General features: G+C 50.5%; 13 protein-coding genes. 11 read left to right on the top strand and 2 right to left on the bottom strand.

Going from position 1 to position 16,752, the window contains the following annotated elements; all coding sequences use genetic code 11:
* The first annotated feature begins 167 nt into the window (after positions 1 to 167).
* From gmd to HPY31_RS10635, 10 genes are all read left to right on the top strand, one after another.
* Positions 168 to 1,136 carry a GDP-mannose 4,6-dehydratase gene (gmd, locus tag HPY31_RS10680; protein ID WP_172140689.1) on the top strand — a complete coding sequence of 323 codons (969 nt, stop codon included), beginning with the start codon at positions 168 to 170 and terminating at the stop codon, positions 1,134 to 1,136.
* Positions 1,137 to 1,289: 153 nt separating this feature from the next.
* Positions 1,290 to 3,767, top strand: coding sequence for a BMQ_0737 family morphogenetic spore coat protein (locus HPY31_RS29095; RefSeq protein ID WP_172140688.1), 2,478 nt, complete (start codon positions 1,290 to 1,292; stop codon positions 3,765 to 3,767).
* A 355-nt stretch (positions 3,768 to 4,122) separates the two neighbouring features.
* On the top strand, positions 4,123 to 5,148 hold the full coding sequence (locus tag HPY31_RS10670) for an asparaginase (RefSeq protein WP_172140687.1): 1,026 nt from the start codon (positions 4,123 to 4,125) through the stop codon (positions 5,146 to 5,148).
* 79 nt (positions 5,149 to 5,227) lie between these two features.
* A complete protein-coding gene (locus HPY31_RS10665) occupies positions 5,228 to 6,898 on the top strand; it encodes a peptide ABC transporter substrate-binding protein (RefSeq protein WP_064200885.1) in 1,671 nt (556 codons plus the stop codon).
* A gap of 75 nt (positions 6,899 to 6,973) precedes the next feature.
* A complete protein-coding gene (locus tag HPY31_RS10660) occupies positions 6,974 to 9,049 on the top strand; it encodes a sigma-54 interaction domain-containing protein (RefSeq protein WP_172140686.1) in 2,076 nt (691 codons plus the stop codon).
* Entirely contained in the window at positions 9,046 to 10,479 is a 1,434-nt protein-coding gene (gene pepV, locus HPY31_RS10655) for a dipeptidase PepV (protein ID WP_172140685.1), read from the top strand. Before HPY31_RS10660 ends, pepV begins: the two co-directional genes overlap by 4 nt.
* A gap of 15 nt (positions 10,480 to 10,494) precedes the next feature.
* On the top strand, positions 10,495 to 11,427 hold the full coding sequence (locus HPY31_RS10650; protein ID WP_172140684.1) for an ABC transporter permease: 933 nt from the start codon (positions 10,495 to 10,497) through the stop codon (positions 11,425 to 11,427).
* 9 nt (positions 11,428 to 11,436) lie between these two features.
* Positions 11,437 to 12,372: an ABC transporter permease gene (locus HPY31_RS10645; protein WP_172141016.1), complete on the top strand. Its 936-nt coding sequence runs from the start codon at positions 11,437 to 11,439 to the stop codon at positions 12,370 to 12,372.
* A gap of 20 nt (positions 12,373 to 12,392) precedes the next feature.
* Entirely contained in the window at positions 12,393 to 13,415 is a 1,023-nt protein-coding gene (locus tag HPY31_RS10640; RefSeq protein WP_172140683.1) for an ABC transporter ATP-binding protein, read from the top strand.
* A complete protein-coding gene (locus HPY31_RS10635) occupies positions 13,412 to 14,362 on the top strand; it encodes an ABC transporter ATP-binding protein (RefSeq protein WP_172140682.1) in 951 nt (316 codons plus the stop codon). Before HPY31_RS10640 ends, HPY31_RS10635 begins: the two co-directional genes overlap by 4 nt.
* Positions 14,363 to 14,413: 51 nt before the next feature.
* Here HPY31_RS10635 and HPY31_RS10630 read toward each other — a convergent pair whose 3' ends face one another.
* Together HPY31_RS10630 and HPY31_RS10625 are read right to left on the bottom strand one after the other, a co-directional pair.
* Positions 14,414 to 14,791: a DUF3899 domain-containing protein gene (locus tag HPY31_RS10630; protein WP_172140681.1), complete on the bottom strand. Its 378-nt coding sequence runs from the start codon at positions 14,789 to 14,791 to the stop codon at positions 14,414 to 14,416.
* Between the two features lie 18 nt (positions 14,792 to 14,809).
* Positions 14,810 to 15,679 (bottom strand): LysR family transcriptional regulator, encoded by an 870-nt coding sequence (locus tag HPY31_RS10625; protein ID WP_172140680.1) that lies wholly within the window; start codon positions 15,677 to 15,679, stop codon positions 14,810 to 14,812.
* Positions 15,680 to 15,805: 126 nt separating this feature from the next.
* Between HPY31_RS10625 and HPY31_RS10620 the strand changes: the two genes are divergently transcribed.
* Complete coding sequence (locus tag HPY31_RS10620; protein WP_172140679.1) at positions 15,806 to 16,702, top strand: PhzF family phenazine biosynthesis protein; 897 nt, start codon at positions 15,806 to 15,808, stop codon at positions 16,700 to 16,702.
* Positions 16,703 to 16,752 lie beyond the last annotated feature (50 nt).

The following is a 16,752-nucleotide window of genomic DNA, read 5'->3' as shown; positions in this document are numbered from 1 at the left end:
TCTATGACAACGGCTTGCTTTCATTAGTTTATTACGGACTTCTATTCTTGACCCTCACCCTGACAACTGAACGTATGAACATGATCCGGCATAAGCTTAAGAGATGCTCAAGGGAACTTACCGGAATCAACATTACGGCACAGCCTGAAGAAGGGGAGTAGAAGCGGATGAAAACAGCTTTCCTCACAGGAATCACAGGTCAGGATGGAGCCTACCTGGCAAAATTTTTGCTGGAGAAGGGGTACCATGTGGTGGGACTGGTTCCACGCAGGAGCACAGTGGACAGGTGGCGGCTGGAGTATTTGAACATCGCAGATCAGGTAGAGTACAAGGACGGCGATTTATTGGATGTGTCGTCGTTGACGCGTGCGCTGAAGGCATGTAAACCAGCGGAAGTGTATCATTTAGGTGCGCAGAGCTTTGTTGGTTCGTCGTGGGAACAACCTATTTTGACCGCGCAAGTAACGGGAATGGGTGTCCTGCATGTTCTGGAGGCGATTCGGGAAACGGACCCTGCTATCAAAATGTATCAGGCTTCGTCAAGTGAGCTGTACGGATTAATCCAGGAGCCACAGCAATCGGAGCAAACGCCCTTTTACCCAAGAAGCCCATATGCAGTCTCCAAGCTGTTTGGCTACTGGATAACCAAAAACTATCGGGAAAGCTTTCAGATGTTTAGCACCAACGGCATTTTATTCAATCATGAATCGCCTTTGCGTGGGCTGGAATTCGTTACGAGGAAAGTGACGCATGCTGTTGCAAGAATTGCCGCCAACAAGCAAAAGGAACTGCGGCTGGGGAATATTCAGGCGAAGCGGGATTGGGGCTTTGCAGGAGATTTCGTAGAAGCAATGTGGCTGATGCTCCAGCAGGATAAGCCGGATGATTATGTCATCGCGACGGGAAAAACATCGACGGTGGAAGAGATGTGCAAAATCGCCTTCGATTATGTTGGGTTGAACTACCTGGATTATGTCGTGATTGACCCGGAATTGTATCGGCCAGCAGAAGTGGACATTTTGTTGGGCAATCCGGAAAAAGCGAAAAGAGAGCTCGACTGGACACCGAGAACGAGGCTGGAAGAGCTCATTCACATGATGGTCGAAGCGGATATGCAGCGGGTGGCAAAAGCATAGCGGAATCGAAAGGTCTATGACCAAGTGACGAGGCGTCCTGCCTATGGGACGTCTTTTTCTATTCTTTCGCCTATGTCGTATCTACAGTCAACACATATATATAGGAATGGGCAATTATGTGTGTATAACCTTGCTTGGAAGGAATGGTGGGAAATGCCTACACAGAACTTTGCTTTTACGGGCGCCATTCAAACCTTTGTCGTCCCTGCAACCGTTACTTCGTTGACGATTCGGGCAGTAGGTGCACGAGGCGGTGACGGACTCACAACTGGAGGGCGGGGGGCGTATATTCAGGGCGACTTTCCCGTGACACCCGGTGAGGTATTGTCTATCCTCGTAGGCGGAGCGGGTGGTGGCGATGACTTAACCGCAGGGGGTGGAGGCGGCGGATCATTTGTGTGGCGAACGATGAGTCCCATTACTGCTGTCAACATTCTGATTGCAGCAGGTGGTGGAGGTGGCGGTACTCAAGGCTCCCCAGGAGTCAATGCGATTGAGTCGAGTACATCTGGTCGAGCAGGAGAAGAGACATTAAAAGGTGCAGGGGGAGTGAATGGCCTCGGAGGTGGAGGAGGCAGCGGATTCCTAGGGGGAGGAGGTGCTGGAGGAGCAGGTATCATTGGAAACGGTGCCAACGGCTCCACGGGTGCCATAGGAGGAACCGCTATTAATGCTGGGGGTACCGGGGGAGGTACTGGAGGTTTTGGCGGCGGCGGGGAAGGGAGCGCAGGTGGCGGAGGCGGTGGAGGATACAGCGGCGGTGGGGGTGGTGGGGGTACAAACCTTGTGGAATCATTCGGTGGCGGAGGTGGCGGAGGTTCCTTTAATGCCGGACTCAATCAGAAAAACGTTTCCGGTGTGGGAACAGGCGATGGTATTGTAGTCATCACGTTTGCGGCTGTCACACTCCATTTTACGGGCGAGCTTCAGACCTTCGTCGTTCCTCCATGCGTTACTACTATGACGATTCAGGCAGTAGGGGCGAGAGGAGGCTTTTCCGGAGGTTTTTTTGATGCTGGTGGCGGAGCGTTCATTCAGGGGGATTTTCCTGTCACTCCCGGTGAAGTATTGAGCGTTTTGGTTGGAGGAAAGGGAGTTAATCGTAGCGGCGGTGGCGGCACATTTATATGGCGGACTGTAAACCCGGTGACAGCGACCAATCTGCTCGTAGCAGCGGGTGGGGGTGGCGGTGAAGCCAATTTTCTGCCTGGAAGGGATGCAGTGCTCACCATAGGAGGAACGGCCGGATCGCCTGGCGCAGCTGGAGGGATCAATGGATTAGGTGGCGGTGCGGGAGCGCCAAACGATGGTGGAGGCGGTGGAGCAGGCATTGTTGGAAATGGTTCCTCCTCCCCAGGGGGTGGCGGCGGCGGAACCGCGATCAACGCCGGTGGCGCGGGTGGAACCCCTGACGGAAGCGGCGGAGCTGGTGGTTTTGGTGGCGGAGGAGGCGGAGGAGAAAGTGGCGGCGGTGGCGGTGGAGGCTTTAGTGGGGGTGGCGGAGGAAACGGATTAGATCCCTTGTTTCCTCTAGTCGCTGGGGTCGGAGGAGGAGGTGGCTCATTCAACGGGGGAAGCAATCAGGTTAACTTGACGAGTATTGGGCTTGATAATGGAGAGGTCTTCATCAGTTTTCCTTTCGTCGAACCCCCGACCATCACATGTCCCTCCAATATAATCACCGGTACGGATCCAGGTGTGAATTTCGGAACCGTAACGTACACGGTAACAGCGGCAAGTCCTAGCTGCGGCATCGTTTCGATTTCTTGCAGCCCGTCCGGCGTCGTTCACAATTTCCCGTCCTTACCTGTAGCTGAAGTAGTTGAGACCATGGCGTTTCCGCGGGGAATGACAGTGGTGACGTGCACGGCAACGGATGCGGCTGGAAATACGAGTTCCTGTTCGTTTACCGTTACAGTTACAGAAGTATTTCCAACAGCCACGCCTCCGCCCCCGAACAATCTGGAGGCTAGGTGCATCATGGTACAAGAGGTGTACGACTGGATTGTCTCCACGAACAATGAACGAAGCAAAGTATCCATCCCTGATGAATGCCTTCCGTTGATTGACGAAGCCATACAGTCAGGTCAAGACATCTCTATTCAATGCATAGAACCTGTCGTCCCTCCGCCATTTCCGCTCATTCATCGCTCACATGCGAAATCTGCCTCCGATTTTTCCTGCAGCATCGTCAATGTTCGCAGAGTGCAGATGACGATCAATCAAACGACTTTTCTAGCAGGTATGGTACAGTTTGTTTTCCAGGCAACTGTCCTGATCCGCATCTTCGCGAATGGTGACTTTTTGTGCGAATTCCCGGTCGTCGTATCATTCGACGATGAAATCATTCTATGCTTGCCAGAGCCTTTAGACGAAAACAATATCTCTTGCAGGATCACAGGTATCGAGTGTACACCGAATGAGCACTTTTTGCTTGGTGGAAGGGTGGAATTGGAAGTGATCATCTGCAAGGAGATTCAGGTACATGCGGAAGTCAAAATGGAGGTGCTGGGGAAATTTTGCTCGCCGCGTCCAAATAACATTCCTGCTCCTACTCCTACTCCCTCTTTCCGTTGTCCGTCTTTTCTATTTCCTCGACAATGCCAATCGATCTTCCCGATTCAGGAGTAGGGGTTGTCAAAATAAGATCACAACACGAGCCAAGGAGGGACGTTTCATGGGGAACGTCTCTTTTTTTGTTGCAGATATAAAACTTTCTGCTAAAACGTGGAGGCTTATGACAATGATCTGATAGTACTCCATTTTGAAATGAAAATGGAGCTGTCACCCTGTTGCTTTTTTAGGTGAGCCTGTTTCCGAAAATAAGTTAGCCTGTTTTTGTTCAAATCTAGGGAAGGCGCTGATCTTTTTCTCTAGAAAATAGCCAAACTCCGCCAGGTGCTTAGTTTTTTCAGTTATTGGCACACTACTTGCTTGTTTAGAAAAGTACAAACATTCAAATATTCACACTCAAAGGAGACTTGCTATGAACGTCGTTGCCAACGTATACCGGGGAGAACAGGTAGAGAGCTCACATCTTGGACATATCGCAGTTGTTGATTCGCAGGGGAGATTACTCTATTCGTACGGGGACCCCCATCGCCTCACATATGCACGCTCCAGTATGAAACCGTTGCAGACGATTCCGGTAATCGAGACGGGGACGGCAGATCGGTATGGTTTTGAGCCAGCTGATCTCTCGCTCTGTTGCGCTTCTCACAGTGGAGAGCCACGCCATCGCACGCGGGCGCTCTCGATGCTTGCGCGAGCAGGTCAGCCAGAAGCGGCATTACAATGCGGGACACATGTGCCACGTGATGAGGAGAGCTACAAACAGCTAATCCGGGAGGGCAAGCCGCTCACACCCGTATTCTCGAATTGCTCCGGTAAGCATTCAGGCATGATTGCCACTGCGACACATATGGGGGAGGACGTGACTACCTATCATTTGCCTACGCATCCGGTGCAACAGCGAATTCTCGAAGTAATCGAGGACATAACAGGCTACCCCAAAGACAAAATCAACCTCGGGACAGATGGATGTGGGGTTCCCGTCCATCAATTGCCGCTCGCTCATTACGCGTGGGCCTTCGCCAAGCTGGCGAGACCAGAGGTGATTGAGAATCCGGAGCGACGAAAAGCTGTTCAGCGAATTACGGATGCCATGACCGCTCATCCCGAAATGGTCGGGGGCGAGAATCGATATTGCACAGACCTCATGTCAGCATTTAGCGGTCGCATCGTAGGGAAGGCAGGCGCAGAGTCTGTGTATTGCCTGGGTGATAGTGAAACAGGATTGGGCATCGCTATCAAGATCGAGGATGGAGGACCACGAGCGATCAACCCGGTCGTCAATGAAGTGCTTCGTCAATTGGGAATCGGCATGGACGGTCCATTGGAAGCGCTCGCGGAATATACCAATCCGCCCATTACAAACATGAGTGGGAACGTTGTTGGAAGGATCGAGACTTCCTTTCGACTCGCCAAGACAGATTTTTCATTACGTGTATAAATGGCATTCCCAGCGTGCCGTTTATTCATAAAGCAACAAAGGCTACATGTTGTTTAAAAAGAAAAGGGGGTCACATGCAATGAACATGCGAAAAGGATGGAAGCTGCTTAGTACCGCTGCACTTGTCACTGTTCTTGCCATTACGGGTTGTAGTCAGTCGGCAACGCCGACACAGCCAGGAGGGGGAGGGACAGCAGGTCAAGCGTCCACAGATTCAGGTGGACAAGCAAATGTCGCTGCAAAGCTCAAACTCAATCTGAAGACCGAACCACCTTCGCTCGATCCGCCAAAGGGCTTTGACAGTACTTCCAACGAGGTGTTGAACGCCACAATGGAAGGCTTGGTTCGACTGGACAAGGATCACAAGCCGCAAGCAGCCATGGCCGAGAAATGGGCAGTGAGTGAGGATGGAAAAACGTATACCTTTACCCTGCGCGATAGCAAATGGTCGAATGGTGAACCAGTGACAGCGCAGGACTTCGAGTTTGCGTTTAAGCGCATTGTGGATCCTAACAATGCATTCCCGTCTGCTTTTCTCGCCTATTACATCGATGGAGCAGAAGCGTTCAACAAAGGAACAGGAAATGCAGATGGCGTACAAGTAAAGGCCGTAGACGAGAAGACGTTTGAGGTAAAGCTGAAGGCGCCAACAGGTTACTTCCTCCACATCCTGACGCAGCCGACATTCTTCCCAGTGAATAAAAAAGTCGTGGAGAGCAATCCGAAATGGGCGGAAGGCGCTGCAAGCATCGTGACGAATGGACCGTTCAAAATGGAAGATTGGGTTCATGACCAGACAGTGAAGCTGGTGAAAAACGATGGCTACTGGGACCGTGATTCGATCAAGTATGCGGGAATCGAGTTTGTCATGGTCAACGATGAAAATACACAATTCCAAATGTACAAAACAGGTCAGCTCGACATGATCCAGACCGTTCCCAATGATATGAAGAAACAGTTGATCGATTCCGGAGAAGCAAAAGTGGAGACGGAAGCGTCCATCTACTACTACCGGATGAACACCACAATTCCTCCGTTCACGAACGCCAACATTCGGAAAGCATTTGCACTGGCCATCGATCGCAAAACCTTGATAGACAATGTTGTGCAAGGGAAGCAAACACCTGCCATGGCCCACGTGCCATTGGGCTTCCCGGAGCCAGACGGAGCGGATTTCCGCACAAAGGGCGGAGATTTCTTCAAGGATAACGATGCAGAGCAGGCAAAAGCATTGTTGAAAAAAGGGATGGAAGAAGAAGGCTGGACAACCCTGCCGCCTGTCACCATGACCTATAACACCAGTGATGCACATAAGGCCATCGCGCAAGTTTTGCAGGAAATGTACAAGAAAAATCTTGGAGTAGATGTGAAGCTGGAAAACAAAGAGTGGAAAGTATTCTTGGCAGAACAGCGTGCCCGCACGCTTCAATTCTCCCGCTCGACGATCCCTGCCGACTACGGAGACCCAGTCAATTACCTGGAGCTGTTCGTGACTGACCATCCTGGGAATCGTATCAATTACAGCAACAAAGAGTATGACGCATTGGTCGAGAAGATTCGCAACACTGCCGACGAACCCGAGCGCTTCAAGCTGATGCATGACGCGGAGAAAATTTTCATGGATGATATGCCACTCGTACCTATCTATTTCGGGACAAAAGTATTTATGGAGCAGCCAAACATAAAAGGCATTATTCGCCATCCAGTCGGCACGATTGACTACAAATGGGTAGAAATCGGCAATAAGTAGTAAGTAAAATAAGCGAAGACAAGAGCGAATATTCGAAACGTTCTTGTCTTCACACTACATCTTGGAGCTGCTGAAATGGACAAAAAATCGATCATATTTATTGCGAGAATGGATGAGTTTCTACAGTCTGTCGTTAGTCAATACCATGAATTGGGAATCGGCGATGATATCCATGTCGAGGCGATGCGAGTCGACCAGCTTCCGCTACGCCCGATTACGCCTGGTGCTCTCGTCATTGTATCCACCAAAAGGATCGTCTCCCTTGTGCAACCGTATGTGCCGAAAGAATCCAGCATCATCATTGCCAAGCGAATGCTGCCGTATCACAATTTACGCGGGATGCTGGAAATCCCGAAAGGCGTGAAAGTGCTTCTCGTCAGTGACACCAAGGAAACTGCTGAAGAAAATGTGGAATTGCTGCGTGCTTCAGGGATGGATTTTGAGCTGTATCCCTATTATCCAGGTGCTGACTATCCACCTGACATCGAGATTGCGGTTACGCCAGGAGAGGCAGAGCATGTGCCTACGCACATTCGCAAAGTTGTCGATATCGGGTATCGGATCATCGATTTATCTACATGGCTTGCCATCTACTCTCATTTTAAAAACGGTAATTTTCAAAAGGTGACCGCACGCGCTATGCAATCGTTGGTCGATATCACCAAAGAGCTGAACAACGAGATTCAGCATGCGCACTTGTTGAGCAAATATTTGGAGGCCATCGTCAATCGAATCGAGGACGCAGTGATTGCCATGGATGAAAAAGAAAACATCCGTTTTGTCAATCAGAAAGCAATCGATACGTTGCAGATGGAAGGGAATGAAGTCGTCGGTGAGCGGGCGTCCAATTGCTTGCCCGCAAGTTTTTATCAGTTGATCCGACATTGTGAAGAGAACAAGGATGTTTTGGTAGATTGGGCGAACAAGACCTACTTTTTCCGCAAAATGCACATCGTCATGGAAGGCAGCTTTCTCGGGAGTCTGCTTTTGTTTCGTCAGGCGGCAGAAATTGAAAAGCTAGAGCATGATTACCGCATGCGCCTTTACAGCAAAGGATTGATAGCAAAATACCAGTTTGATGATTTTTATGGGGAGAGTGCCCCTGTACAAAAAGTCATTCAGATTGCCCGCAAAATCGCCAGAAGCAACTCCACCGTGCTGTTGTTGGGAGAGACAGGGACAGGGAAGGAATTGCTCGCCCAGGCTATCCACAATGCTTCGCCACGCAGAAGAGAGCCATTTGTTGGGGTGAACTTCGCTGCCATATCGGAATCCCTTTTGGAAAGCGAGCTATTCGGCTATGAAGAAGGGGCTTTTACCGGAGCGCGTAAAGGTGGACATATCGGCTGGTTTGAATTGGCCCACAAAGGGACCATTTTTCTTGATGAGATCGGGGATGCCAGCACCGCTATTCAAAACCGACTGCTGCGTGTATTGCAAGAACGTCAGATTATGCGCGTAGGAGGGAGCAAGATTATTCCGACAGATATTCGCGTCATCGCCGCAACGAATCAAGACTTGCAGCGGATGATTGCGGAGGGAGCCTTCCGTGCTGATTTGTATTATCGCCTGAATATCTTGCCGATTCATTTGCCGCCGCTTCGGAACAGACGGGAGGATATCCCGTGGTTGGCCCAACAATTTATAAAAAAATATTCCTATGATTTGCGCCGCCCGCCGTTTACGTTGACCAATGAAGCGATGCGGGCGCTCCATGAGTACGATTGGCCTGGAAATATTCGCGAGCTTGAAAATGTGATCGAGTATTTAGCGCATGTCGTGGAGGAGGAAGCGTATCCGTATCATTTGCCGTTTCTGCGGGAAATACCGGAAGCGCCGTTGCCTGTAGATGGTCTACACAATGAATGTGAAAGCATCGTCACTGAATATAAAAAACGAGGATTTCTAGATGAAATCACGGCTATTTTGCAAGAGCTGGGACAAGGAAGCGGCGGACGCTATACGCTACTTGCGCAGTTGCAAGAACAAGGTCACTCGGTTACGTTGCAACAGCTGCGCTATCGCCTGAAGCTTTTGCAGCAGGATGAGCTGATTCAAGTGGGAAAAGGAAGACAAGGAAGTCAGATTTCCTCGAAAGGTGAATCGTTTCTTGCCTATTTACATCGGATGAAAGCAGGGGAACGTATATGAGCGATTACTGGAGGCAGCAAGCGCTTCTGCAAAGAGAGCAGTACCTCGATGATTTGAAATCCTTTCTTTCCATTAACAGCATCGAAGACATGACGACGGCAAAAGAAGGAAAGCCATTTGGCGAAGGTGTTGCCGCGGCGCTTGAAGCCATGCTCGGACGCGGTGAGCTGGATGGCTTCCAGATCAAAAACCTGGATGGTTACGCTGGGACAATCGAGTTCAGCGACGGAAAAGAAGAGATCGGTGTGCTCGTTCATATCGATGTTGTCACTGTGGGGGAAGGCTGGACGACCCCGCCTTTTGAACCGAGCATTCGCAACGGTCGCATCTATGCGCGGGGAGCGATTGACGACAAAGGCCCAGCGATGGCTGCGTACTATGCGCTGAAGCTGGTCAAGGATTCAGGCTTGCCCCTGACAAAACGCGTGCGTATGATCATCGGAACGGATGAAGAGAGCGGCTGGCTGTGCATGAAGCATTTTGCCCAGCATGATCGCATCCCACCGATTGGCTTCTCACCTGATTCCTCCTTTCCGATGACACATGCCGAGAAGGGACAGATCAATCCGACATTGACGATTCCCGTGATGGAAGCAATCGAACGAAATGGAGTATGGCAGTTAGCGTCGTTTGTCTCCGGTGATCAAGGCAATAGTGTACCCGAAAAAGCAGTCGCTCTAGTACGACTGGACTCCGAGGCACGGCAGGAGGTCGTCCTTTCCCGATTGGCGGAAGAATGGGAGATGTTTCTGAATAAAAATCACACAACTGGTCGTATGGAGCTGGTAGGGCTGGGACAGCTGCAATTCACGCTCGCAGGAAAGCCAGCTCATGGGATGGCGCCATTCCAAGGCGTGAATGCGGGAACCTTGTTGGCTACTTTTTTACGAGCGTACCCATTTGGTGGCTCCTGTTTGTCCTTTCTTACGCTGTTGGCTGATGTTTTGCATGAAGATTATTTTGCTCACCATCTCCATATGGCTTGCGAGGATGAAGTGTCAGGCAAGCTGACGGTCAACGCGGGGATTTTACATTACGATTCCAGCGAAGGGGGGACAGTTCGGCTCAATATCCGCTATCCGGCGACCATTTCCTGTGAAGAATACGTTGAGAAATTGAAGCAAAGGACTGTAGAACTGGGCTGGACGCTTTCCGCTCTGCGGACATCCAAGTCGCATTTTGTACCCAAAGAGCATCCTGTGATCCAAACCTTGTCGCGCGTGTACGAGGAGCACACGGGAGAGCCAGCGACCCTTCTTTCCTCAGGAGGAGCAACTTACGCCAAAATCATGCCGCATGGTGTTGCTTTCGGTCCTCTCTTTCCAGGGAAGGAATCTATGGCCCATCTGGCTGATGAATATGCCGAGATTGACGACCTGCTGCGTGCCATGGCGATTTACGCACATGCTATTTACGAGCTGGCTAAGTAAACGAGGAGGACTTCCATGTCAAACTATCTGGTAAAACGTATTTTGATGATGTTCGTCACCCTGTGGATTATCGTGACGCTGACGTTTGCCTTGATGCATGCCATTCCGGGGAACCCGTTTGCCTCCGAGTCGGATCAGTTGCCCGAGCAAATTCTCAATAATTTACGTGCCAAATACAACCTGGACGAGCCGTTGCCTGTTCAATACATTTTATATCTGAAAAATCTGTTAATGCTCGACTTGGGCCCATCCATCAAGTCAGACTCTCGGGGAGTCAATGACATGATTTCCGATGGCTTTGCTGCATCTGCCTGGTTGGGTGCACAAGCGATTGGGGTTGCACTCCTTTTCGGCATTACATTGGGCATTATCGCAGCGCTCAATCGCAACAAATGGCTGGATTACGTTGCCATGGCGCTTGCCGTATTGGGGGTAGCGATTCCGAGCTTCATTATGGCACCGCTTCTGATCAATTTTTTCGCGATCAAGCTGCCACTCTTTCCCGTTGCGACATGGGGTACCTGGATGCATACGATACTGCCTTCGCTGGCGCTCGCCTTTGGTCCAGTTGCGGTCATTACCCGCTACATGCGTGCCAGCATGATTGAAGTCATGAACCACAACTACATTCGAACAGCAGAAGCAAAGGGGATTCCGATGTTTATCATCGTCGTCAGACATGGAATTCGCAATGCGATTCTGCCTGTTGTCACCTTTCTCGGACCTTTGATTGCCAGTTTGATCACAGGAACCTTTGTCGTGGAGAAAATCTTTGCGATTCCCGGTATTGGCAAGTATTTCGTAGACGGCATATTCAACCGTGACTATCCAGTCATTTTGGGTACGACGATTTTTTACAGTGCGATTCTGATTTTTACCATTTTCCTGATTGATATCGCATACACCCTGATTGATCCGCGGATCAAGCTGACCAACAAGGAGAGATAAACTGTGGCGATGGAGCACAAAGTGGACCCGTTATTTCGCCCGTTGGCGAAAAATACGCAGGCGAATGTCATTGCACGACCCAGTCTCAGCAATGGGCAGCAGGTCATTCGGAAGCTGCTGAAAAACAAATTGGCTATGCTCGGGCTGTTCATTATTCTCGCTTTGGTTGGCATGGCGATCATTGGCCCGAACCTTGTGCCGTATAGTTATTCCGACCAGAGCTTGCTGACCAAAAATCAGGAAATCTCCGCAGAGCATTGGTTCGGTACGGATGAGCTGGGGCGTGACATGTTTGCCCGTACGTGGTATGGGGCGAGGATTTCTTTGACGATTGGCATTGTCGCAGCATTCATCGATCTGGTCATCGGGGTGACCGTCGGGGGGATTGCAGGCTATATGGCGGGAAGAGGCAAACGAGGGGATCGTATCGATACCATCATCATGCGCATTATTGAGGTTTTGTATGGGCTGCCGTATTTGCTGGTCGTTATTTTGCTCATGGTGGTGATGGAGCCGGGAATGCTGACGATTATTATTGCCCTGTCTGCTACGGGGTGGGTTGGCATGGCGCGGTTGGTGCGCGGACAAATCCTGCAATTGAAAAATCAAGAGTTCATTCTGGCTGCCCAAGTACTGGGAGCAAAGTTTTCACGGATTTTGCTCAAGCATCTGATTCCCAACACATTCGGCGTCATCATCGTCAATTTGACCTTTACGATTCCATCGGCGATTTTTGCAGAATCGTTTCTCAGCTTTCTTGGACTCGGTGTACAAGCTCCCGTCGCCAGTTGGGGGACGATGACAAACGATGGCTTGGGCGTTATTTTGACGGGTGATTGGTGGCGACTGTTTTTCCCGGCATTGATGATCTCGCTGACGATGTTCGCCTTCAACGTATTCGGCGACGGTTTGCAGGATGCGCTTGATCCGCGTCTACGCGATTAGAGACGACAGGGGGAATGAGGATGAATCAGCATTTGCTGACAATCGATGACTTGCGGGTGAATTTCAAGACGTATGGCGGAGAGGTTCAGGCCGTGCGGGGCGTGTCCTTTTACGTGGACAAAGGGGAGACGGTTGCCATCGTAGGGGAGAGTGGATGTGGCAAGAGCGTTACGGCTCAAGCAATCATGGGATTAATCCCTCATCCACCTGGAAAAATCGTCGGGGGAAAGGTTGTATTTGAAGGAGCTGAAATCAGCCACCTGCCCAAAAAAGAGCTGCTGGGTATTCGCGGAACGCAGATCGGCATGGTCTTCCAAGACCCGATGACAGCGCTCAATCCGACGATGAAGGTAGGGACACAAATCGTAGAGGGGTTTGTTCGCAGCCACCAAGTATCCAGAGAGGAAGCGCGAAAGCGCGCGATCGAGATGCTTTCCCTCGTAGGAATTCCCGATCCGGAAAAGCGAATCGATCAGTACCCGCACCAATTCAGCGGAGGGATGCGTCAGCGAGTGGTCATTGCGATTGCTCTTGCTTGCCAACCCAAGCTGGTGATTGCGGATGAGCCGACGACAGCACTGGATGTGACGATTCAGGCGCAGATTTTGGATTTGCTCAAACGACTGCAAGAGGAACAGGAGTTATCGGTGGTGATTATTACCCATGATTTGGGAGTCGTAGCCGAGATTGCTCATCGTATGGTAGTCATGTATGCGGGGATGGTGGTTGAGACTGGGACGATTGAGGATGTTTTTGCAAATCCTCGTCACCCGTATACATGGGGATTGATGCGTTCTCTTCCGCGTCTGGATGAAGGCGAAAAGCAACGGCTCATTCCCATCGAAGGCAGTCCTCCAGATTTGTTCAATCCGCCAGTCGGCTGTCCGTTTGCTGCCCGCTGTGATTTTGCAATGGAGATATGCGAACAGCGGATGCCTGTGACGAGCGAATTCGGCCGTGGACATCAGGCTGCTTGCTGGCTTCACGATCCACGGGCACCGCGAATAGAGGAGCTGGTGGCAGCGGGGAGGCAGGGAGTATGACAGAAGCGTTGCTTGCTGTTCGCGATTTGAAGAAGTATTTTTCGCTTGGAACGGGATTTGATTTGAGAGCAGTTGATGGTGTTTCGTTTACGATCAACAGAGGGGAGACATTTGGTCTAGTTGGCGAAAGTGGCTGCGGGAAGTCTACGCTAGGCCGGACCATTATTCGGCTGTATGATCATACAGATGGCGAAGTGCTGTTCAAAGGGAAGAATGTTCATCAGCTTCGAGGAAAAGAAGCGGAGCAGTTCAATCGGGATGCCCAGATGATTTTCCAAGACCCGCAAGCAAGTCTGAACCCGCGTATGACCGTGGAGGATATTATTGCAGAGGGCTTGGACATCCATCATTTGAGTCGCGGAATGAGACGAGAGCGTGTGGCGGAGCTGCTCCATCTAGTGGGCTTGCATAAGGACCATGCGCAGCGTTTTCCGCATGAATTCAGTGGGGGACAGCGCCAACGGATCGGAATCGCGCGTGCGTTGGCAGTGGAACCGGAATTTATCATTGCCGACGAGCCGATCTCTGCACTCGACGTCTCGATTCAAGCGCAAGTCGTCAATTTATTGGAGGATTTGCAACATGATCGCGGATTGACTTATTTGTTCATCGCGCATGATCTGTCCATGGTCAAACATATTTCCAACCGGATTGGCGTCATGTATTTGGGCAAAATGGTCGAACTGGCATCGAGCTATGAGCTGTACGCTCGTCCGTTGCACCCCTATACACAGGCTTTGCTCTCTTCTGTGCCAGTGCCTGACCCGACGGTGAAGCGAGAGCGTATTGTTTTGCAGGGAGATTTGCCGAGTCCAGCGAACAAGCCGAGTGGCTGCGGTTTTCGCACACGCTGCCCACTTGTTCAACCTCGTTGTGCGGAAGAAGTGCCGAGGTGGCAGGAGGTACAACCCGGGCATTGGGTGGCATGCCATTTGATAGAGTCGTAAGAAAGGAAGAAGGGCTGTTCCCGATCGATGGGACAGCCCTTTCTTGTGAGATTATAGATAGTAGAAACAGGTAAGAACAATTGAAAAGACAATCAGTCCAGTACCCGATGTAAGAAAAAGCGAGGTTCCGATTCGCACGAACGACTCCTTCTTTTCCTCAAAAGTAGGGTCGTTAGCTTGAACGATGTCACTGTCCATCATGCGCGGCTTGCGAAAGAACATCCCTTTTAACTGCTTGAATCCACGCAGAAAAATCGTAAAAAATCCGGAGCGTGTCACGACGGCAATACTCCCTACGATCAACAGGAAAAGCCCGATTAAAAAACTCTGGTTAATCAATGGCACCAACGTACCGGCTTGAATAGTAATCCCTAAAATCACACTGCTGATCACGGAGAGAGCGAGTAGGAGAATGAGCCATTTTTTCAACGAAGAAGCACGTCCTTTTTATAGTGTAGGTACGATGCGCTCTGCCTCTCGCAAAAAAGCCTGAACGGCAGGTGGGGCTTCACGAAGCGAACGTACAGCCAAGCCGATTTGCCGAGAGAGAGGCGGCGTGATTTCTTTGATAGCGACATCAGGGAGTTGTGCTGGTAGAGTCAGTGACGGAACGACTGTCACTCCAACACCGCTTTCTACCATGGCCAAAATCGTTGTATGATCAGCGATTTCATAGGAAACATTTGGCGTAAGGCCAGCCTTGGCAAACTCCGCGCCAATCAACAAGTGACAACCCGCCATGGGCATGAGAAACGATTCGCGGGCTAATTGCTCCAAGGTAAGGGAGGGCTCTTGTGCCAAAGGATGCTTGGCTGGCACGACAGCATGCAGGGCGTCTGTCGTCAGCAGGATTCCCTCCAGCTCGTCATCAGGCCACACATGAAAACCGACATCGACAACTCCCGAGCGAATCCATTCTTTTATTTCTTGATAGCTACCTTCATATAGCTTTGTTTGCATATGCGGATAGTGACTTTCTATCGACTTTAGCAATTTGGGTAGAAGCTGAGCGGTTACGCTAGGAAAGGAAGCAATCCGAAGCGTTACCTCCAGATGATCGCCTGATTCGGCAGCCACCTGTTTAATCAGTGAGACGTTTTCCAATATGATCCGGGCAGAGGCGACGATTTTTTCGCCAGCTGCGGTCAGCTTAACACCGCTGCGATTGCGGGTGAACAAGGAAACACCGAGCTCTTTCTCCAGTGCGCCGATCGTATGACTTACACCCGACTGGCTCAATCCGATTTGTTCCCCAGCTCGCGTGAAGTTGCCAGCGTTTGTGACAGCCACAAGGACTTCCATTTGAAACAAAGTCATAGAGCTTCTCCTTTCATGAAGTTTTTATCATGGTTGGTATGCGAAAGCTTCATTTTACAGCGCGCTTGCACCACTTTAAGATGAAAAGCAAGAGAAGCATTCGTTTAAGAAAGGAGAGAAATAACCATGAATCATGTGAGTGTATATCATGTGGACGCCTTTACGAAAGAGCCGTTTGCAGGCAATCCCGCGGGCGTCATCCCGGAAGCAGGTACTTTGACTTTACACCAAATGCAGAAAATTGCCAATGAGTTGAATCTTCCTGAGTCTGCCTTTTTGATGCCATCCGACCTCCCAGAAGCTGATTTTCGCATTCGCTATTTTTCTCCTTCGGTTGAGATCGATTTCTGCGGCCATGCGACAGTGGGTTCTGCTTGGCTATTGGCAACAGAGCGTGGTTGGTTGGAAAGGGGTAGTCGTATCGTGTTTGAAACAAACGTTGGTTTGATTCCTGTTCAATTGGTGATGGAGAATGGCCAGTTACAGCGAGTGGAAATGACCCAAATCAAGCCTTCTGTGAAGGAGATTGATTTAGACAGTGAAGAGGTAGCGAGGCTGGTAGGCCTAACACCAGCTGATATGGATGATCGTTATCCGATGAAGCTCGCTTCCACTGGAAATAGGCATCTACTCGTTCCAGTCCGCACCCGTCAGGCAATCGATGCAGCTCAGCCATTGCTCGCTTCGCTCGCAGAAATGAATAAGGAACACGGCATCACAACCACCCATTTGTTTTCGTGGGATGCTCCTGAAGGCTATGACTTGTACACGAGAGATTTTGCACCCGCGATCGGGATTGCGGAGGATCCTGTAACAGGTGCTGCAAACGGGGCTCTGGCTGGCTATCTGGCATTGGAAGAGTTGCTGCCCGCTGGAAACGTGACAGAGCTCGTCATTGGGCAAGGACATGCGATTGGTCGACCAGGAAAGCTGTATGTAACGGTTGATCGATCTGGTGAGGAGCCTGTTATTCGTGTAGCAGGTGAGGCGCATTTGACGATTGCAGGGCAGATGAGAGGATAAATAAGGAAAGAGAAAGGCGTTCTTGTCTAAGAACGTCTTTTTTTGTCTTT

Origin of the sequence: Brevibacillus sp. HB1.3 (assembly GCF_013186635.1) — a bacterium.
Classification (GTDB): Bacteria; Bacillota; Bacilli; order Brevibacillales; family Brevibacillaceae; genus Brevibacillus; species Brevibacillus brevis_D.
This window is presented reverse-complemented; position numbering and strand designations above follow the sequence as displayed.